The sequence below is a fragment of the Microbacterium sp. LMX7-1.2 genome, assembly GCF_040675935.1.
GTDB lineage: Bacteria > Actinomycetota > Actinomycetes > Actinomycetales > Microbacteriaceae > Microbacterium.
The window spans coordinates 939815-959122 of the sequence record NZ_JBEGIL010000001.1; the positions used below are offsets into that span (position 1 = coordinate 939815).

The following is a 19308-nucleotide window of genomic DNA, read 5'->3' on the forward strand; positions in this document are numbered from 1 at the left end:
CCCCTTCGTCCACTGCTCGAATTCTGACACTTCGTCGCTCAGAACGGCAAGCAGCCAACAAACATCCATGAAAGTCTCCTTGCCCTTGGACAAGTGGTCATCCGCCGTCATGCTGGTCCCATCGAGTTCGGCAAGGAGGGCGAACGGATGCTGCATGAAGAACTGCTTCCACGAGACGTCGCGGTGCAACTGATCGATCCCGAGGGCGCCGCGGTCGCCGACGAGCGCTACGCCCGCCCCGACACCGACCGGCTGCTCGCCGCCTACCGTGGTCTCGTCGAAGGGCGTCGAATCAACGACCAGGCCGGCGCGCTGGTGAGGCAGGGCCGCCTCGCCGTCTACCCCTCCTCCCACGGACAGGAAGCGTGCCAGATCGGCGTCGCGCTCGCGCTCGGCTCCGAGGACTGGCTGTTCCCCACCTACCGCGACTCCGTCGCAGTGATCGCCCGCGGCGTCGATCCGGCCGAGGCGATGGTGCTCCTCAAAGGCGACTGGCATTCCGGCTACGACGTCCGCGCGAATCGCGTGGCGCCGCAGGCGACGCCGCTCGCGACCCAGCTGCTGCACGCCGTCGGTTTCGCCTACGCGGCCCGGCGCCGCGGCGAGGACACGGTCGTCGTGGCGCTGTGCGGCGACGGCGCCACCAGCGAGGGCGACTTCCATGAGGCGATGAACTTCGCCGCCGTGTTCCACGTTCCCGTCGTGTTCTTCGTGCAGAACAACGAGTTCGCGATCTCCGTGCCCCTCAGCCGCCAGACGGCGGCCCCGTCCCTCGCGCACAAGGCGATCGGATACGGGATGCCGGGTCAGCGCGTCGACGGCAACGACGTCGCGGCCGTCCTCGCGGTGCTCGGCGACGCGATCGACCGCGCACGGACCGGCGACGGCCCCACGCTCATCGAGGCGCACACCTATCGCATGCAGGCCCACACCAACGCCGACGACGACACGCGCTACCGGGCACGCGACGAGGTCAGAGCCTGGGTCGAGCGCGACCCGCTCACCCGGCTCCGCGCCCACCTCGTCGACGCAGGCGCGCTCACGCCCGAGCTCGAGGCCGAGTACGCCGCGGGCGCCGAGACGATCGCCGCCGCCATGCGCGAGGCGCTGAACACCGATGCCGACCTCGCCCCCGAGGATCTCTTCCGCTTCGTGACGAGCACCCGATCGCCGCAGCTCCAGGAGCAGTGGCAGCTCCTGCGAGACGAGATCGACCGCGAGACGAGCGCCGTGCAGCAGACCGCAGGAGGCCCCCGATGACTATCGCCCACGACGACATCCGCCTCGATGCCGCTCCCGCCGACGTGCGGGTGCTGAGCATGTCCGCGGCCCTCAACCTCGCCCTCGCCGACGCGATCGCCGCCGATCCCGAGGTCGTGGTGTTCGGCGAGGACGTCGGCGCACTCGGCGGCGTGTTCCGCATCACCGACGGCCTCACCGAAAGGTTCGGCGAGGACCGCTGTTTCGACACCCCGCTCGCGGAATCGGGGATCGTCGGCACTGCCGTGGGAATGGCGATGAACGGCATGCGCCCGGTCGTCGAGCTGCAGTTCGACGCCTTCGCTCTCCCCGCGTTCGAGCAGATCGTCAGCCACGTCGCGAAGCTCGGAAACCGGACACGCGGAGGCGTGCGGATGCCGCTCGTAATCCGCATCCCCTTCGGCGGCGGGATCGGCGGCGTCGAGCACCACTGCGACTCCTCGGAGGCGTACTATGCGCACACCGCGGGACTGACCGTCGTGAGTCCCTCGACCCCGCAGGATGCCTACTCGCTGCTGCGCGCCGCAATATCCTCGCCCGACCCCGTGATCTTCCTCGAGCCGAAGAAGCTCTACTGGGGCAAGGGCGAGGTCGACACCTCGACGACCGTCGAGATCGGGTCGGCCCGCATCGCGCGCGAGGGCAGCGACGTGACACTGCTCGCGTACGGGGCCTCCGTCCCGCTCGCGTTGGAAGCCGCCGAGACCGCCGCCGCCGAGGGGCGCAGCGTCCAGGTCGTCGACATCCGCTCGCTCACTCCGTTCGATGACGCGACCGTCACAGCGGCCGTGCGCTCGACCGGACGCGCGGTCGTCATCGCCGAGGCTCCGGGCTTCGCGAGCGTCGCCTCGGAGATCCAGGCTCGGGTGTTCGAGCGATGCTTCGAGTACCTCGAGGCCCCCGTCCGCCGGGTGACCGGATTCGACACCCCCTTCGCACCGCCGAAGCTCGAGCACTGGTACCTGCCCGACGTCGACCGCATCCTCGACGCGATCGACAACCTGCACTGGGAGGACGGCGCATGACATCGCTCACGACCCGCGTGTTCCGCCTACCCGACCTCGGCGAAGGGCTCACCGAGGCCGGACTCGTGCAGTGGCTGGTCGCCGTCGGCGACACGATCGCCACCGATCAGCCGATAGCCGAGGTCGAGACGGCCAAGAGCATCGTCGAGCTGCCCTCTCCGTTCGCGGGCGTGGTCACGGCGCTGCACGGCGAAGCGGGCGACACGATCGACGTCGGTTCGCCGGTCCTCGAAGTGGAGGATGCCCGCGCGAGTGCGGATGCGGGTGCGGATGCGGATGCGCCCGTCGGCCCCGCCGACGAGCTGACTTCCGCGACCGAGGTCGAGCACGAGGCCTACCGGACCGAGGAGCGGGCGGGCTCAGGCAATGTCCTGATCGGCTATGGGACGACCGCACGCACAGGCTCGGGGCGTCGTCGCCCTGCCCGCACTGCGACGTATGCGTCGACGGGTCCCACGGCGACCGCTCCGCACAGCGGTCCGGTCGCCGTGCGGTCGCCGCTCGTGCGACGCCTCGCCCGGGACCTGGGCGTCGATGTGCGCGCCGTCATCCCGACTGGGCACGACGGCGCCATCACGCGCGCCGATGTCCTGGCCGCGGCCGTCGACAGCGCGGTCGACGGTGCGCACTCGCACGCGCGAGACCCGGGCGTACCCGCGGTTTCTTCCACAGCCGAGTCCGCGCTCGAGGTCGACGGGCTCGTCGTGAGCTCCCGCGAGCGCCTCTCGCCGCTGCGCAAGGCCGTGAGCGCCAAGCTTGCCCGAAGCAGAGCCGAGATCCCCGAGGCCACCGTGTGGGTCGACGCCGACGCCACCGAGCTCTGGGACCTGCGCTCGCGCATGGCTCCGGCGGAGGACCACGCCCCGTCGCTCACTGCGCTGCTCGCCCGCTTCGTGCTGATCGCGCTCTCCGAGCATCCCGTGCTCGCCGCGCGACTCGACGACGCCGCCTCCGAACTGATCTCCTTCGACGGCGTCAACCTCGGCATCGCGGTCGACACCGAGCGCGGACTCCTGGTGCCGGTGATCCCGCGCGCCCACGAGCTGAGCGTCGACACGCTCGACACGGCGCTGCACGAGGTCGCCGACACCGCGCGCCGCGGGTCGCTCCCGCCCGAGCGGCTGCGCGGTTCCACCTTCACGCTGAACAACTACGGCGGGCTCGGCGTGGACGGGTCTGCGGCGATCATCAACCACCCCGACGTCGCGATCCTCGGCATCGGCCGGATCATCGAGCGCCCCTGGGTCGTCGACGGCGAGATCGTCGCGCGGAGGATCGTCCAGTTGTCGCTCGTCTTCGACCACCGGGTGTGCGACGGCGGCTACGCCGCCAGCTTCCTGCGACGCGTGACCGAGCTGATCGAGCATCCGCTGCGCGCCTTCGGGCGCGTCTGAATCCGCGCGGGGGCGGCGGGATCTGGGATCAGCCGAACACGAGGCTCTTTCGCTGGGTCGCGTCCTCCACCGTGATGCCGATGATCGAGGAGCCTGCCTCATCCGCCCTGCCGTCCGTGTGGAAGACGAACAGCACGCCCTCGCGAGTCGACACCGCGTAGTAGTAGTCGCCGGACGAGGCGACGACGACGGTCGTCCCGCCCGGATACGCGGTCATCGCCTTCGCCGCCGCGTCGCCGACTCTCACGTCACCGCGCGAGGGCAGGTCTGCGCCGGTCTGCGTCGGCTCGTCGAAGGTGCGGCCGTCCCCCGCCGTAATCGACGCGAGCGTCGTCCCACCCTCGACAGGCTGCAGCGACAGCGTCCCGGACCGCCGGTCGTTCTCGATCGTCCAGGGTCCGCCGTCGTACTGCGGCGCGGACGCGGTGCCTCCCGCGGCGGATACTGCCGCATCGATCGGGTCGCCTAGGCGCACAGGACCGATCCCGCCGACCCCGATCGGCCACTCGCTCCATGCCGCGCCCGTAGACGGCGCCGCGCCGCCCTCCGGAATCGGCGGATTCGCGGTCAGATCCTCGATCAGCCCGTCGCGAGCTTCCTGCGCGCGTGACTGCAGGAGCGACGCCGCCGCCTCCGCGTCGAACGTCCGCTCGCCGCTGAAGGGCTGCCACAGCTCCACGAGCACGTTGCCCGTGGAAGCATACGCCGTGAACGAGCGCCAGTCGTAGCTGCTCGCCGTGTCCCGCAGCGTGCCGGCGAATGCACGGACGTCTCCGGAGTCCGCAGTGATCACCGCCTCGTAGGTGGCCGGGGCTTCCTTCACGAACGATGCGCACTGCTGCGCCGCTTTGAGGAGCTGGTCCATGCGCTGCTGCGCCTGGACCTCATCGGCGAACTGGATCACAAGGAGGCGTCCGAATCCGACATCGGGATCGGACGGCACCTTCCACCCGATCGTCCGCGCCCCGACAGCACCCAGCGACTGCTCGGCATAGAACGTCTCGCAGATCTCGGGCACTGCGGTCATGCCGCCGCCGTCCGAGACCTGCTCGAGGACAGGGGAGATCTCGGCCACGTCGGTCGCCTCCGGAACCAGTCCGGTGATCTCCTGGGCCGTGAGAGCGAACGCATCGAGCTCATCTCCCACGAAGGCGATCGGCCCGTCGTACGGTGCGTCCGCGCTCGGCGTGGGCGTCGGCTCGGGCGTCGGAGACGCCGCGAGTTCCGGTGCGCACGCGGCGAGAACGAACATGCTGCCGGTCACGATGACAGCGAGCAGAAACCGCACGCGCCTGCCGTTCTGAACGTTCATGGGATCCTCCGTGTCGCGTGCTCTGCGTCGTGTCCGACGCCCCCTGATCGGAAGCATAGGGTTCGATCACGATCCGTCGAACGATGCGTTCGGTGTCGAGACAGGAACGTGACCTGGTTCATGCCGCATCCGGCATGCTTCCCGATGCCGACAGGATCCGGGGTGTTCCTCGCCGACGTCATGCGCTACGCTCGGCAATTACTGACCGATCATTCGGTCAGGAAAGCGGAGTCCCGACGCCTCCGCCGTCCCGAATCGCAGAACAACGGAGTTCTCATGTCGTCAGCAGTCTCAGACCCGACCTCGACACGACGGATGCCCGCGGAGGAGCGCCGCGTGCTCGCCGGCACCCTCGTCGGCACCTCGATCGAGTGGTACGACTTCTTCATCTACGCGCAGGCGGCGGGCCTCGTTCTCGCGCCGCTGTTCCTCGCCCCGATCGCGGAATCCAACCCCGGCCTCGCGCAGGTGCTCTCCTTCGCCACGATCGGCATCTCGTTCCTGTTCCGCCCCCTCGGCGCGATCATCGCCGGGCACCTCGGCGACAAGCTCGGACGCAAGAAGATGCTCGTGTTCACGCTGATCCTGATGGGGCTCTCGACATCGCTGATCGGCGTCCTCCCGACCTACGCCGCGATCGGCATCGCGGCGCCTATCCTCCTGATCGCGCTGCGCATCCTGCAGGGCTTCTCGGCCGGCGGCGAGTGGGGCGGGGCCGCTCTCATGGCGGTGGAGCACGCGCCGCACGGTCGTCGCGGGCTGTTCGGCGCCTTCCCGCAGATCGGCGTGCCCGTCGGCATGATCCTCGCGACCGCGACGCTGTGGGTCCTCACGACCTCCATGTCGCCCGAGGCCTTCCTCGAGTGGGGCTGGCGCATCCCGTTCCTGCTGTCGATAGTGCTGATCGGCGTCGGCTACCTGATCCGTCGCGCCGTCGACGAGAGCCCGATCTTCGAGGAGCTGCAACGTCGACGCAAGGAGGCCTCCGCGCCCCTCGGCCAGCTGTTCCGCAAGAACACGAAGCAGGTCGTCCTCACGGCGCTGATCTTCATCGCCAACAATGCGGCCGGCTACCTGCTGATCGCGTTCTTCGCGACCTACGCCGTCACCGCCCTCGGAATGGAGCGCCCTCCCGTGCTGCTGGCGACCACGCTCGCCTCCTTCGGCTGGCTGATCTTCACACTGTGGGGCGGTCATCTGTCCGACCGTCTCGGCCGCGTGCGCACGTTCCAGATCGGGTACGTCGCCCTCGCGCTGTGGGCAGTGCCGATGTGGTTCCTCATCGACACCGCGAACATCGTCTGGTACTTCGTCGCGCTGTTCGTGATGACGTTCGCACTGGGTCTCTCCTACGGTCCGCAGGCGGCACTGTACGCCGAGATGTTCCCCGCGAACGTGAGGTACTCGGGCGTCTCGATCGGCTACGCGCTCGGCGCCATCCTGGGCGGTGCGTTCGCCCCGATGATCGCGGAGGCTCTCCTGAACCAGTTCCAGGCCGCCTGGACGATCGGCGTGTACATCGCGATCGCCTCGGTCGTCTCGCTGATAGCCGTGTCGTTCGTCAAGGAGACCAAGGGCATCGACCTTCTCGCATGACGACGGACGGACGTGCCATAATTACCATACGATCGGTCAGTAAATAGGACGATCGATCGGGAACGGTCCCCGTCGAGACGACGAAGTCAGGAGATCCGCATGGCAGAGGCCTACCTCGTCGGTGGCGCGCGCACGCCCGTGGGCCGCTACGGCGGAGCACTCGCCGCCGTCCGCCCCGATGATCTGGCCGCGGTCGCCGTCGGCGAGGCCGTGCGCCGCTCGGGCATCGACCCGGCATCCGCGGAGATCGACGAGGTGATCCTCGGAGCCGCCAATCAGGCGGGCGAGGACAACCGCAACGTCGCGCGGATGGCCGTGCTGCTGGCCGGCCTCTCTGACACCGTTCCCGGCGTCACCGTGAACCGACTCTGCGCCTCCGGGATGTCGGCGGTCACGATGGCCGCGCAGGCCATCCGCGCCGGCGACGCCGACCTGATCGTCGCCGGCGGCGTCGAGTCGATGACACGCGCCCCCTGGGTGCAGGCCAAGCCCGAGAAGGCCTGGAGCAAGCCCGGCGCGGCGTTCGACACCTCGATCGGCTGGCGCTTCCCGAACCCGCGGCTCCTCGCCCGAGACAAGGCCACGTTCACGATGCCCGAGACCGCCGAAGAGGTCGCCCGGCTCGACGGGATCGGTCGCGAGGAGGCGGATGCCTTCGCGCTGCGCTCCCAGCAGCGCGCGGCCGCCGCGATCGCCGCGGGGAGGTTCGCTCCCGAGATCGTGGGCGTGCCCGTGGGCGACGGCATCGTGCTCGCCGACGAGGGACCGCGCCCCGAGACGACGCTCGAGGGCCTTGCCCGACTGCGTCCCGTCGTGGCCGGGGGCAGCGTGGTCACCGCCGGGAACTCGAGCGCCCTCAACGACGGGGCCTCGGCCGTCGTCGTCGCGAGCGCCGAGGCGGTCGAGCGCTACGGCCTCGTGCCGCGGGCACGGATCGTCGTCGGCACCAGCGCGGGCCTCGCCCCGGAGATCATGGGTCTCGGCCCTGTCCCGGCGACCGAGAAGGCGTTGCGACGTTCCGGGCTGACCCTCGACGACATCGGCGCGGTCGAGCTGAACGAGGCTTTCGCGACCCAGTCGATCGCCTGCATCCGACGCCTCGGACTCGACGAGTCGATCGTGAACGCCGACGGTGGAGCGATCGCCCTCGGGCACCCGCTCGGGTCGTCGGGCTCGCGACTGCTCGTGACCCTGATGGGGCGGATGGAGCGCGAGGACGCACACTACGGCCTGGCGACCATGTGCGTGGGCGTCGGCCAGGGCGCGGCCGTGATCCTGGAGCGGGTGTGATGGGCGGCGCCCAGGGCAGCCCCCTGATCGTCGAACGGGCGGACGGACACGTGGTCGCGACGCTCGACCGACCGGCCAAGCGCAATGCGATCGACCAGGCCATGATCGATGCCCTGCATGCGCTCTGCGAGGAGCTCGAACACGAGCCGCGCACCCTCATCCTCGCCGGCGCAGGCGGAGTGTTCGCCGCCGGTGCCGACATCGCAGAGCTGCGGGAACGCCGTGCCGCCGACGCCCTGCGCGGCATCAACGCGCACGCGTTCGTGCGGATCGCCGAGCTCCCCATGCCCGTCATCGCGGCGATCGACGGCTACGCCCTCGGTGGCGGCGCGGAGCTCGCCTACGCCGCGGACATCCGGATCGGCACGCCGGACCTCGTGATCGGCAACCCCGAGACCGGCCTCGGCATCCTCGCGGCGGCCGGCGCGAGCTGGCGGCTCAAGGAGATCGTGGGCGACGCCCGGGCGGCGGAACTCCTCCTGACGGGCCGCAGCGTGAAGGCCGAGGAGGCGCTGCGCATCGGACTGGTGTCGTCGGTGCACGACACGGCCGACCTGCTGCCGGCGGCGCACGCGATCGCCGACCGCATCGCGCGCAATGACCGCGCCGCGACGATCGCCACCAAGCGCGTGTTCCGCGCACCGCGCGCCGATCATCCCGCCGTCGATCTCGACGCGCAGGCCACGCTGTTCGAGAACCCCGAGAAGTTCCGCCGGATGACCGAGTTCCTCGAGCGCAGAGTTGGGTCAAACGACCGAGCCGGGTCGGAGAAGGGAGAACGATGAGCACGACAGCGCCCGCCCACGTCGGCGTACTCGGCGGCGGACGCATGGGCGCCGGAATCGCGCACGCCTTCCTGCTGGCGGGGTCGCGCGTGACGGTGGTCGAACGCGACCAGGATGCGGCGAGCGCGGCGTCGACCCGGGTGCTCGGCTCGATCGACGCCTCGATCGCTCGTGCCACGGCTCTCGAGCCCGCGGACGCCTATCGCGCGCGCTTCATCTCCTCCACCGACCGCGCCGCCTTCGCCACGTGCGCCCTGGTGGTCGAGGCCGTGCCCGAGGATCTCGCGCTCAAGGTCGAGGCGCTGACCGGGATCGAGGAGCACGTCGCCGCAGACGCCGCGATCGCCTCCAACACGTCGTCTATCTCGATCGACGAGCTCGCCGCGACGCTCGCGCAGCCCGCGCGCTTCCTGGGGATGCATTTCTTCAACCCCGTGCCCGCCTCGGCCCTCGTGGAGATCGTGCGCGGCGCCGCCACCGCTCCCCCGCTCATCGAGTCCGCCAGAGCCTGGGTACAGGCGCTCGGCAAGACGCCCGTCGTCGTCGCGGACGCCCCGGGCTTCGCGTCCTCGCGTCTCGGCGTCGCGCTCGGCCTCGAGGCCATCCGCATGGTCGAGGAGGGCGTAGCCTCCGCCGAGGACATCGACGCGGCGATGACCCTGGGGTACAAGCATCCGATCGGGCCGCTGCGACTCACCGACATCGTCGGGCTCGACGTGCGACTCGGCATCGCGGAGTACCTCGAGGCGCAGCTCGGCGAGCGCTTCGCACCGCCCGCCCTGCTGCGGCGACTCGTGGCCGAAGGCCACCTGGGGCGCAAGACCGGCCGCGGCTTCTACGAATGGAAGGACGAGAGATGACAGAGATCCTCCCCAGCTACGTGCAGGGATCCTGGTGGACGCCCGCCGATGGAGCGCGGACGACCGAGGTGCGCGACGCCTCGACCGGCGAGGTCGTCGCACACGTCTCGACGGAGGGGCTCGACCTGGGCGCCGCCCTCGACTACGCGCGGAGCACCGGCCAGGACGCCCTCGGCGAGCTGACATTCCACCAGCGTGCCGTCCTGCTCAAGCAGCTCGCCCTCGTCCTGACGGAGCGCAAGTCGGAGCTGTACGAGATCTCCAGTCGCACCGGCGCGACGTCGCAGGACTCCTGGGTCGACATCGACGGCGGCATCGGCGTGCTCTTCGCGTACTCCGGCAAAGGCCGCCGCGAGCTGCCGAACGCGAAGGTCTACGTCGACGGCCCGGTCGAGAACCTCTCGCGCGACGGCTCGTTCATCGGCCGCCACATCTACACGCGCCTGCGCGGAGCGGCCGTGCAGATCAACGCCTTCAACTTCCCCGTGTGGGGCTCGCTCGAGAAGTTCGCCCCCGCGTTCCTCGCGGGCGTGCCCACGATCGTCAAGCCGGCGACGCCGACCGGCTACCTCGCCGAGGCGATGGTGCGCATCATGGTCGAGTCCGGGCTGCTCCCCGAGGGCTCGCTGCAGCTCGTGTCCGGCAGCGTGCCAACGCTGTTCGACGAACTGCGCCTCGGCGACCTCGTCGCCTTCACGGGGTCCGCATCGACGGCTGAACGCCTCCGGGCGCACGACTCCGTGCAGACCGGCGGGGTGCGCTTCACCAGCGAGACCGACTCGATCAACGCCTCGATCCTCGGTACGGATGCCGGGAGAGGCACTCCCGAGTTCGACGCCTACGTGCGTCAGCTCGTCGCCGAGATGACCAGCAAGGCCGGACAGAAGTGCACCGCGATCCGGCGGGCGATCGTGCCGGACGGGCTCGTCGACGACGTGATCGACGCGGTACGCGCACGACTGTCGGAGCGGGTGGTCGTCGGCGACCCACGCGCGGAGGGCGTGACCATGGGGCCGCTCGCCTCGACCGAGCAGCGCGACGAGGTGCTGCGCCAGGTCGAGCGGCTGCGCGCCGGCGGGGGCGAGCTCGTGATCGGCTCGACGGACTCCCCTGTGGTGCGCCGCGCCGACGGCAGTGACGGCGCGGCGGCCGACGGCGCGTTCGTCTCGCCCATGCTCCTGCGCTTCGACGACCCGCAGCGTCCGGCCGTGAACGAGATCGAGGCCTTCGGGCCCGTGTCGAGCATCGTCGGTTACCGGACCCTCGACGAGGCGAGCGCCCTGGTCGCACGCGGTGGCGGATCGCTCGTGACCAGCGTCGCGACGCACGACCCCGATGTCGCGGTGGCACTCGCGGCGGGCATCGCGGCCTACAACGGGCGCGTGCTGTTCCTCGACCGCGACGACGCACGCAGCTCGACCGGTCACGGCTCGCCCCTGCCGAACCTCGTGCACGGAGGTCCGGGCCGCGCCGGCGGCGGCGAGGAGCTCGGCGGCATCCGGGCCGTGCTCCACCACATGCAGCGCACCGCCGTGCAGGGCTCGCCGGCCATGATGACGGCACTCACCGGCGTCTGGCACCAGGGAGCGGCGGCACGTCCGTTCGCGGATGCCGACGGCGTGCACCCCTTCCGCAAGTCGCTCGCCGAGCTGCGGATCGGCGACCAGGTCGCCAGCGGATCGCGCACCGTGACGCTCGACGACATCGAGACGTTCGCGGCGTTCACCGGCGACACCTTCTACGCCCACATGGACGAGGCCTCCGCCGCCGCGAACCCGTTCTTCCCCGGTCGCGTCGCGCACGGGTACCTGCTCGTGTCGTGGGCCGCCGGGCTGTTCGTCGACCCCGCGCCCGGACCCGTCCTCGCGAACTCCGGTCTCGAGAACCTGCGGTTCGTGACCCCGGTGTCCCCGGGCGACGAGATCCGCGTGGAGCTCACCGCCAAACAGATCACCCCGCGCGAGACAGACGAATACGGCGAGGTGCGGTGGGATGCGGTGCTGAAGAACCAGGATGACGAGATCGTCGCGACGTACGACGTGCTCACGCTCGTCGCGAAGGAGCTGGAGACGGCGGCGTGAGAGCCGCGCGCCGGGGGCTACGGCCTCCGGCGCAGCCCGTCGAGCGCGATCGCGACGACGTCGTCCGCGAGGCGGTCCGCGCCCTCGCGCCCGCCGGGCCGGTACCACTCGACGAGCGAGTTGATCATGCCGAACGTGAGACGCGCTGCGACGCTCGCGTCGATGTCCTCACGGAGGGCGCCCTCCTCCTGCGCGGCTGAGACCAGTGCCGTGATCCGACGATCGAACGTGCGTCGTCGTGCGAGCGCGGTGCGCTCCACCTCGGTGTTCCCGCGCACCCGCAGCAGCAGGGTGACGGCGGGCAGCTGATCCACCAGTACGTGCACGGCACCGCGCAGGACGTGCTCGAGACGGTCCGCCGCGCTCGCCGTCGCGCTATCGCCCGCAGGCGAGGGATCGTCGACCACGGCCTCGAGCCCGCTGAGCGCGGCATCGAGCGCGAGGTCGAGCATCTCCTCCTTCGACCCGAAGTGGTGGTAGATCGCCGACTTCGACAGCCCCAGACGCTCGGCGAGCATGCCGATCGACGTGGCGTCGTAGCCGTGCTCGTTGAACGCCGCGATCGCGACGGCGAGGATCCCCTGCTGGTCGTACCCCGGGCGACCACGTCGCGCGCTCTGCATCTCGGACATCACGCCTCAGTCTCGCACCGTTCGGTCCCGCGACTCTGCAGGAGTCAGCGCAGGTCGTAGACCCGCTTGTACTTGCCTTCGCTCCGCGGCAGGGCCCCCGGCTCTCCGCCCATCACTCACCGCAGGTCGTAGACGCGCTTGTACTTGCCCTCGCTGCGCGGCAGCGCGCCCGGCTCTCCGCCCATCACTCACCGCAGGTCGTACACGCGCTTGTACTTCCCCTCGCTGCGCGGCAGGACCCCGGGCTCTTCCAGTCGCACGGCGACGGTCGAGCCGACGAACACCTTGATGCGCTGCGCGAGCACCTCGGCGGCGGCCTGACAGGTCTCCACCGACAGATCCGGATGCCGCTCGATGCGCACCGTCAGCGCATCCATCCGCCCCTCCTTCGTGAGCTCGAGGATGAAATGCGGGGTGAGCTGCTCGATGCCGAGCACGAGCTCCTCGATCTGCGTGGGGAAGAGGTTCACACCGCGCACGATGATCATGTCGTCGTTGCGGCCGGTGACCTTCTCCATGCGCCGCATCGCGGGGCGGGCCGTACCGGGCAGCAGGCGAGTGAGATCGCGAGTGCGGTAGCGGATGACCGGGAAGGCCTCCTTCGTGAGCGAGGTGAACACGAGTTCGCCCAGCTCGCCGTCGGGCAGCGCGGTGCCGGACTCGGCGTCGATGACCTCGGGGAGGAAGTGGTCCTCCCAGATGTGCGGCCCGTCCTTGCCCTCGAGGCACTCGCTGCCGACCCCTGGCCCCATGACCTCGCTGAGCCCGTAGATGTCGAGCGCGTCGATGCCCATCCGCTGTTCGAGTTCGCGCCGCATCTCGTTCGTCCACGGCTCGGCGCCCAGCACCGCGACCTTGAGCGAGGTGGACCGCGGGTCGATGCCCTGGGCCACCATCGCGTCCGCGATCGTGAGCAGGTAGCTGGGTGTGCAGAGGATCGCGTCGGGTTCGAAGTCGCGGATCAGCTGCACCTGCCGCGCGGTCTGCCCACCCGACACGGGGATCACGGTCGCGCCGAGCGCCTCGATGCCGGCGTGCGCGCCGAGGCCGCCCGTGAACAGCCCGTAGCCGTAGGCGTTGTGCACCTTCATCCCGGCGCGGATGCCGGCAGCGCGCAGCGAGCGTGCGACCAGAGCGCCCCAGCGGTCGAGGTCGCCGCGCGTGTAGCCGACGACCGTCGGGCGCCCGGTCGTGCCGCTCGACGCATGGATGCGGGCGACATCGCTCATCGGCACCGCGAACATGCCGAACGGGTAGGTCTCGCGCAGGTCCGCCTTGGTCGTGAACGGCAGCCGCTCGATATCGGCGAGGACGCGGATGTCGTCGGGGTGCACGCCCGCCTCATCGAACTTGCGGGTGTAGAGCGGCACGTTCGCGTAGGCGTGGCGCACGGTCTGCTGCAGGCGCTGGAGTTGCAGCTCCTCCAGCTCGGCGCGAGTCAGCCGTTCCTCGGCGTCGAGCGCGTCGAGGGCGGGAGCGCGGACGGCAGTGCGGGAGGTGGAGTGATCGGTCATCGTCGACATGAGTGCTCCGGGGTCTGATCAGAACGTCTGGGAGGTGGTGCGTGACCGGCCGCGGAACTCGGCGACCGTGTCGCCCTGCTCGTCCACCACCGTCACGTCGTAGATGCCGGAGCGCCCCGATCGGGAGCGGCGCACGGCGGTCGCGGTCAGGGTCTGACCCGACACCGTCGGCTTGAGGAACGAGATGTCGGCGCCGGCGGCGACCGTGACGCGGTCGTCCTCGTTGCAGGCGATCGCGAAGGCCGTGTCCGCGAGCGCGAAGACGAAGCCGCCGTGCGTGATGGCGAAGCCGTTGGTCATGTCGTCGCGCACGCGCATCGAGACGACGGCGTGGCCGGGGTCGTCGCGCTCCACCCGGAGGCCGAGGGATGCCGACGCGCGATCGCGCTGCATCATGGCCCGGTTGGGTGGGACGCTCGTCGCCGTCGTCCGGGTCGTCGTACCCGTCGTCGCATCCGTCATCGTCGACCTCCTCGTCGCGTGAGACGCCGCGCTGCGGCATCCGACCCGACCATACTAACTGAACGATCGGTTAGTAAAGAGGGATCATGCGTCGACCACGGCGCGCGCCGCCTCCCGCGCCTCCTCCGCCGAGGACACCGACCGTGCAGCGTCGGCCGCCCGATGGCACTGCTCCGTCGTCACGCGGCGCAACGCGGCTCCCACCCGCCCGAGGGCGCGCGGCGTCATCGAGAGCGAGCTCACCCCCAATCCCACGAGCACGGGCGCGAACGCCGGGTCGCCCGCAGCCTCGCCGCACACCCCGACCGGCTTCCCGCTGGCACGGCCCGCGTCGCCCACCGCGCCGATGAGACGCAGGACGGCAGGCTGCCACGGATCGTTGAGATCTCCGAGCGCGCCGAGCAGGCGGTCCGCGGCCATCGTGTACTGGGCCAGGTCGTTCGTGCCGATACTGACGAAGTCGACGACGTCGAACAGCTCGGAGGCGAGGAGCGCCGCGGACGGCGTCTCGACCATGATGCCGGCGCGGGTCAGCCCCGCTGCGTGGCAGCGCTCGACGAACGCCCGCGCCTCCTCGATCGTCGCCACCATCGGCGCCATGACCTCGACGCGCGCAGACTCTGCCTCCGCGGCCTCGGCGACTGCGCGCAGCTGGTCTTCGAGCAGCTGCGGAGCGCGTCGGGCGAGGCGAAGCCCCCGGACGCCGAGCGCCGGGTTCTCCTCGGGCTCGGGGTGCGTGAAGGGCAACGGCTTATCGCTTCCCGCGTCGAGAGTGCGCACCACCACCCGGCGCCCCGTGAAAGGCGCGAGCACGGCGCGGTAGGCGGCCACCTGTTCGGCGATGTCAGGTGCGTCGACGCGATCGAGGAAGCAGAACTCGGTGCGGAACAGCCCGACCCCCTCGGCCCCCGCAGCGGCTGCCGTCTCGGCATCGGTCGTCCCACCCACGTTGGCGAGCAGCGGAACGGCGTGGCTGTCGGCGAGCAGCCCGGCACCGTCGAACGCGACGACCTCGGATCCCGCTCGCACCCTCTCGACGGCCGCGGGCGACGGCTCCAGCTGCACGGTGCCGCGATCGCCGTCCACGAGCACCGTCGCTCCCGCGGGGATCCGCCCCGCGCCCTCGACGCCCACGACGGCCGGGAGCCCCAGCGCACGCGCGATGATCGCCGTGTGCGAGGTCGGTCCCCCGTCCTCCGTCACGAGCGCCACGCACTGCCCTCCCTCGAGCGCCGCCGTGTCGGCGGGAGCGAGGTCACGCGCCACGAGGACGAACGGCTCATCGCGCTCGGGCACCCCCGGCATCTCCACCTCGAGGAGTTCGGCGATGATCCGGTCGCGGACGTCGAGGACGTCGGCCACCCTTTCGGCCATGCGACCGCCGAGCGCCGAGAGTCTCGCGGCGTGCGCGGCGCCGACCTCCCACACGGCCCTGGTGCCGCTCAGCCCCTTCGCGCGCACCAGTGCGGTCGCGTCAGAGACGAGCTCGGGGTCGGAGGCCAGCAGTCGGGACGCGTCGAGGATCGCCCTCGCCTCACCCGTCGCGGCCTCGGTGCGTCGACGGAGTTGATCGGCGACGGCGACAGAGGCCCATTCGATCGCCGAGACCTCGGCGTCCCGCTCCTCCGGCGCGATCCGCTCGGCGGGGTCGGGCTCGGTGAGCGCAGGCGCGACACGGACGACCGGCGCCGCGGCCGCACCCGCGCTCACTCCCCGACCGCGCAGCAGCGCACCTGCGGCGAGGGGGATCGTCGGCAGAGCAGCGGCGTGATCGCTCGCATCCGTGATGGGCTCCGTGATCGGCACGGAACGGACGGATGCCGGCTCCGTGCCCTCACCGAACCCTTCGTCGAACAGAGCGCTGAGGCGGTCGAGGACCGCGACGGCGTCGGAGCCGCTCGCCGACAGCTCCAGTTCGTCGCCCTGCCGCGCACCGAGCACGAGCAGGCGCGACAGGCTCGCGGCCGACGCATCAGGGCCGTCGGGGAGGCGCCGCAGGCGCACGTCCGTCCCCGCCGCGGCTTCCGCGATGAGCGCCGCAGGACGCGCGTGAATGCCCAGCGGATTGCGGACCCGGACCGTGCGGGTGAGGGCGTCCGGGTCGGGCGCGCTCTGTGCCACCTCCGGAGCCGGTTCCGCCTCGCTCAGCTGGCCCGCCTTCGCCGCGAGTGCTCCTGCGGCCTCCAGCGCGACCGCGTCGAGCCCTGCTCCCCCGGCCGCCGACACCACGGCCGACAGGAGTCCCTCGACGAACGGCGCGGGAGCGAGCCGGACCGGCACCTCACTGCTGCGCAGGTCGAGGGCGAGTTCGGCGCTCAGCACCGCAGAGCCGAGGTCCATGAGCACGAGCACGCCCTCGCAGTCCACGGCGAGCTCGTCGATCGCGGCAGCGACGGCGACCGCGTCGGTGCCGAGGACGGCCACGCCGTCGGCATCCGTCCCCGCCCCGGCCGCGACGCGCACCTGCGCCGCTCCTCCGGGAACCATCTGGAGGGCGAGTTCGAGCGCCGCCTCCCCGAGCCTCGCACTGTGGGAGACGGCGACGATGCCGATCATCAGGACGAGCCGGCGATCGTGTCGGCCAGCGACTCGAACAGCAGCGTGACCGAGGCCGCGCCGGGGTCGAGGTGACCCGCGCTGCGCTCTCCCAGATAGCTGGCGCGCCCCTTGCGGGCGACGAGCGGCAGCGTGGCATCCCGGCCCAGCGCCGCCGCGGTCGCCGCGGCTCTGCTCGCATCGGCGAGACCCGCTCCCCGGGCGATCGCCGCGTCCATCGCGTCGACCGCGGGCGCCATCGCGTCGAACATCGTCTTGTCGCCGGCCTCGGCCTTTCCCCGAGCGACGATGCCCTCGAGGCCCGCGCGCAACGCCCCCGCGAGACCGGCGGCGTCGAGCTCGGTCACGGGACCCGCCGTCATGCCCATCCGCAGGAAGAGCGTGCCGTACAGCGGTCCGCTCGCCCCTCCCACTGAGCTGACGAGCGTCATTCCGACGCCCTTGAGCAGGTCGTCGACCGTCCCGGGTGCATCCGCGCCGAGCTTGTCGACCACGGCGGCCATGCCGCGGGACATGTTCCCACCGTGATCGGCGTCGCCGATCGCGGAGTCCAGCTCCGTGAGCCAGTCGCGCTTCTCGGTGACGACGTCACGATAGCGGGCGACCCAGTCGACGAGTGCGGCGGTGCCGATCCTGTCCGTCATCGGCTCACACCCCCCATCGCAGGCCGGGAGTGCTGACCGGAGCATCCCACAGGCGCAGGATCTCGTCGTCGGCCGCGAGCACCGTGACCGAGCATCCGGCCATGTCGAGCGAGGTGATGTAGTTGCCGACGAGGTTGCGGACGATCTGCACGCCCGCCTTCTCGAGGAGCGCCGCGACTTCGGCGTACATCAGGTACAGCTCGATCTGCGGCGTCGCCCCCATGCCGTTGACCATCACGATCGCGGGACCCTTGCGGTCGAGGTCCGCCACGATGGGCTCGACGAGCTGACGCGCGATCTCGGATGCCGGGGCGAGGGGCTCGCGGTGGCGTCCGGGCTCGCCGTGGATGCCGATGCCGATCTCCATCTGGTCCTCGGGCAGGTCGAACGTGGGCTTGCCCGCAGCCGGGACCGTGCAGCTCGTGAGGGCCATGCCCATCGACCGCCCCTGGCCGTTCACGCGCTGCGCGAGCGCGACCACCGACGCCAGGTCCTGTCCCTCCTCCGCCGCGGCGCCGACGATCTTCTCCAGCAGCACGGTGAGTCCGACGCCGCGTCGTCCGGCGGTGTAGAGCGAGTCCTGCACGGCGACGTCGTCGTCGACCACGACCGTCCCCACCTCGATGCCCTCCATCGAGGCGAGCTCGGCGGCCATCTCGAAGTTCAGCACATCGCCCGTGTAGTTCTTCACGATGTGGAGCACCCCGGCGCCGCGGTCGACAGCCTTGGTCGCGGCCTGCACCCGGTCGGGTGTGGGCGAGGTGAAGATCTCCCCGGCGACGGCGGCGTCGAGCATCCCCTCGCCGACGAATCCGCCGTGCAGCGGCTCGTGGCCGGATCCGCCGCCGGAGACGACCGCGACCTTGCCCTGCGCCTTGGGCGTCGCGCGCGTGATCACATGCGTCTCGAGGTCGACCGCGAGTTCGGGATGCGCGAGGGCCACCCCTCTCAGCGATTCGACGAGCACGTCTTGCGGAGCGTTGATGAGCTTCTTCATGGTGGATCTCCCTTGATCTCGGCCGCGCGGCTCTCCGAAGAAATCGGAAAGATATTCGTCAATGTCGAATATGCTCGTGGTCTGCCGTCTTGTCAAGGGAGACTCAGGCGAAAGGAGACCCCGATGATCCAGGCGATCGATCGCGCCGCGAAGGTGCTCGAACTGCTGCAGGGCGCCCGTCATCTCGGCATCACCGACCTCGCCGCGGCGCTCGCGCTGCCACCGTCCACCGTGCACGGCATCGTGAAGTCGCTGCGCGAGCACGGCCTCGTCGCGAAAGAGCGCGGCGGGCAGCGCTACATGCTCGGCCCGACCCTGCTGCGCCTCAGCAACGTCTACCTCGACACGCTCGACGTCCGCGCGCGCGCCATGCGCTGGACGCAAGAGCTCGCGCGTCGCACGAACCTCCCCGTCCGCCTCGGCGCCCCGCACTTCCACGAGGTGCTCGTGATCCACCACGACCTCCGCCCCGACGACAGCCGGCAGATGCTCGAGACCGGCGTCGCCATCCCCGCGCACGCCTCCGCGATGGGCAAGGTGCTCCTCGCCTACGACGCGGGGTTCCAGCGCACCGTGTTCGAGCAGCCGCTGCGCAGCCTCACGGGCGACACCATCACGGACGTCGCGCGGCTCACGCTCGAGCTCCCGGCCATCCTCGACCGTGCGAGCGCCGCCGAGGTCGATGAGGCCGTGCTCGGCGAGTCCTCGGTCGCAGCCCCCGTCGCGGACGCCTCGAACGAGATCGTCGCAGCGGTCGCCGTGGTGATGCCCACATCGCAGGCACCCGCGACCGACGCGGCGCTCGACGCGCTGCGCGAGACCGCACGGAACATCTCCCGCGAGCTCGGCGCGAGCAGCTGGCCGCCTGCGCCCGCACTGGCCGAGGACTGA

Annotated in this window: 16 protein-coding genes; 9 read left to right on the forward strand and 7 right to left on the reverse strand. The window is 70.9% G+C overall.

What is annotated here, in order from left to right:
* Positions 1-147: 147 nt before the first annotated feature.
* From pdhA to MRBLMX7_RS04740, 3 genes are read left to right on the forward strand one after another with little or no spacing between them, the layout of a single operon-like run.
* On the forward strand, positions 148-1260 hold the full coding sequence (gene pdhA, locus MRBLMX7_RS04730) for a pyruvate dehydrogenase (acetyl-transferring) E1 component subunit alpha (protein WP_363366420.1): 1113 nt from the start codon (positions 148-150) through the stop codon (positions 1258-1260).
* Positions 1257-2285 carry an alpha-ketoacid dehydrogenase subunit beta gene (locus tag MRBLMX7_RS04735; RefSeq protein WP_363366421.1) on the forward strand — a complete coding sequence of 343 codons (1029 nt, stop codon included), beginning with the start codon at positions 1257-1259 and terminating at the stop codon, positions 2283-2285. Before pdhA ends, MRBLMX7_RS04735 begins: the two co-directional genes overlap by 4 nt.
* Positions 2282-3679, forward strand: coding sequence for a dihydrolipoamide acetyltransferase family protein (locus MRBLMX7_RS04740; RefSeq protein ID WP_363366422.1), 1398 nt, complete (start codon positions 2282-2284; stop codon positions 3677-3679). The genes MRBLMX7_RS04735 and MRBLMX7_RS04740 overlap by 4 nt, the downstream gene beginning before the upstream one ends.
* 28 nt (positions 3680-3707) lie before the next feature.
* Here the strand turns inward: MRBLMX7_RS04740 and MRBLMX7_RS04745 are convergent, their stop codons facing one another.
* The gene (locus MRBLMX7_RS04745; RefSeq protein ID WP_363366423.1) at positions 3708-4991 is read right to left on the reverse strand and encodes a hypothetical protein; all 1284 of its coding nucleotides are present in this window, start codon (positions 4989-4991) and stop codon (positions 3708-3710) included.
* Positions 4992-5267: 276 nt separating this feature from the next.
* On the opposite strand from MRBLMX7_RS04745, the gene MRBLMX7_RS04750 reads away from it, so the two are divergent.
* From MRBLMX7_RS04750 to paaZ, 5 genes are all read left to right on the forward strand, one after another.
* A complete protein-coding gene (locus tag MRBLMX7_RS04750; RefSeq protein WP_363366424.1) occupies positions 5268-6587 on the forward strand; it encodes an MFS transporter in 1320 nt (439 codons plus the stop codon).
* Positions 6588-6686: 99 nt separating this feature from the next.
* Entirely contained in the window at positions 6687-7877 is a 1191-nt protein-coding gene (locus tag MRBLMX7_RS04755) for a thiolase family protein (protein ID WP_363366425.1), read from the forward strand.
* Positions 7877-8662 carry an enoyl-CoA hydratase/isomerase family protein gene (locus MRBLMX7_RS04760; protein WP_363366426.1) on the forward strand — a complete coding sequence of 262 codons (786 nt, stop codon included), beginning with the start codon at positions 7877-7879 and terminating at the stop codon, positions 8660-8662. The genes MRBLMX7_RS04755 and MRBLMX7_RS04760 overlap by 1 nt, the downstream gene beginning before the upstream one ends.
* Entirely contained in the window at positions 8659-9522 is an 864-nt protein-coding gene (locus MRBLMX7_RS04765) for a 3-hydroxyacyl-CoA dehydrogenase family protein (RefSeq protein ID WP_363366427.1), read from the forward strand. The genes MRBLMX7_RS04760 and MRBLMX7_RS04765 overlap by 4 nt, the downstream gene beginning before the upstream one ends.
* Positions 9519-11603: a phenylacetic acid degradation bifunctional protein PaaZ gene (gene paaZ, locus MRBLMX7_RS04770; protein WP_363366428.1), complete on the forward strand. Its 2085-nt coding sequence runs from the start codon at positions 9519-9521 to the stop codon at positions 11601-11603. The genes MRBLMX7_RS04765 and paaZ overlap by 4 nt, the downstream gene beginning before the upstream one ends.
* Positions 11604-11620: 17 nt before the next feature.
* Here paaZ and MRBLMX7_RS04775 read toward each other — a convergent pair whose 3' ends face one another.
* The 6 genes from MRBLMX7_RS04775 to dhaK form a co-directional block, all read right to left on the reverse strand.
* Complete coding sequence (locus MRBLMX7_RS04775; RefSeq protein ID WP_363366429.1) at positions 11621-12235, reverse strand: TetR/AcrR family transcriptional regulator; 615 nt, start codon at positions 12233-12235, stop codon at positions 11621-11623.
* Positions 12236-12423: 188 nt separating this feature from the next.
* The gene (gene paaK, locus MRBLMX7_RS04780; RefSeq protein ID WP_363366430.1) at positions 12424-13749 is read right to left on the reverse strand and encodes a phenylacetate--CoA ligase PaaK; all 1326 of its coding nucleotides are present in this window, start codon (positions 13747-13749) and stop codon (positions 12424-12426) included.
* A 27-nt stretch (positions 13750-13776) separates the two neighbouring features.
* Entirely contained in the window at positions 13777-14220 is a 444-nt protein-coding gene (gene paaI / locus MRBLMX7_RS04785; RefSeq protein ID WP_363366431.1) for a hydroxyphenylacetyl-CoA thioesterase PaaI, read from the reverse strand.
* 84 nt (positions 14221-14304) lie between these two features.
* Entirely contained in the window at positions 14305-16776 is a 2472-nt protein-coding gene (ptsP, locus tag MRBLMX7_RS04790; protein ID WP_363366432.1) for a phosphoenolpyruvate--protein phosphotransferase, read from the reverse strand.
* On the reverse strand, positions 16776-17420 hold the full coding sequence (dhaL, locus tag MRBLMX7_RS04795; RefSeq protein WP_363366433.1) for a dihydroxyacetone kinase subunit DhaL: 645 nt from the start codon (positions 17418-17420) through the stop codon (positions 16776-16778). Before dhaL ends, ptsP begins: the two co-directional genes overlap by 1 nt.
* Before the next feature lie 4 nt (positions 17421-17424).
* Positions 17425-18417, reverse strand: coding sequence for a dihydroxyacetone kinase subunit DhaK (gene dhaK / locus MRBLMX7_RS04800; RefSeq protein ID WP_363366434.1), 993 nt, complete (start codon positions 18415-18417; stop codon positions 17425-17427).
* 123 nt (positions 18418-18540) lie between these two features.
* Here dhaK and MRBLMX7_RS04805 point away from each other — a divergent pair, with 123 nt between their 5' ends.
* Positions 18541-19308, forward strand: coding sequence for an IclR family transcriptional regulator (locus tag MRBLMX7_RS04805; protein WP_363366435.1), 768 nt, complete (start codon positions 18541-18543; stop codon positions 19306-19308).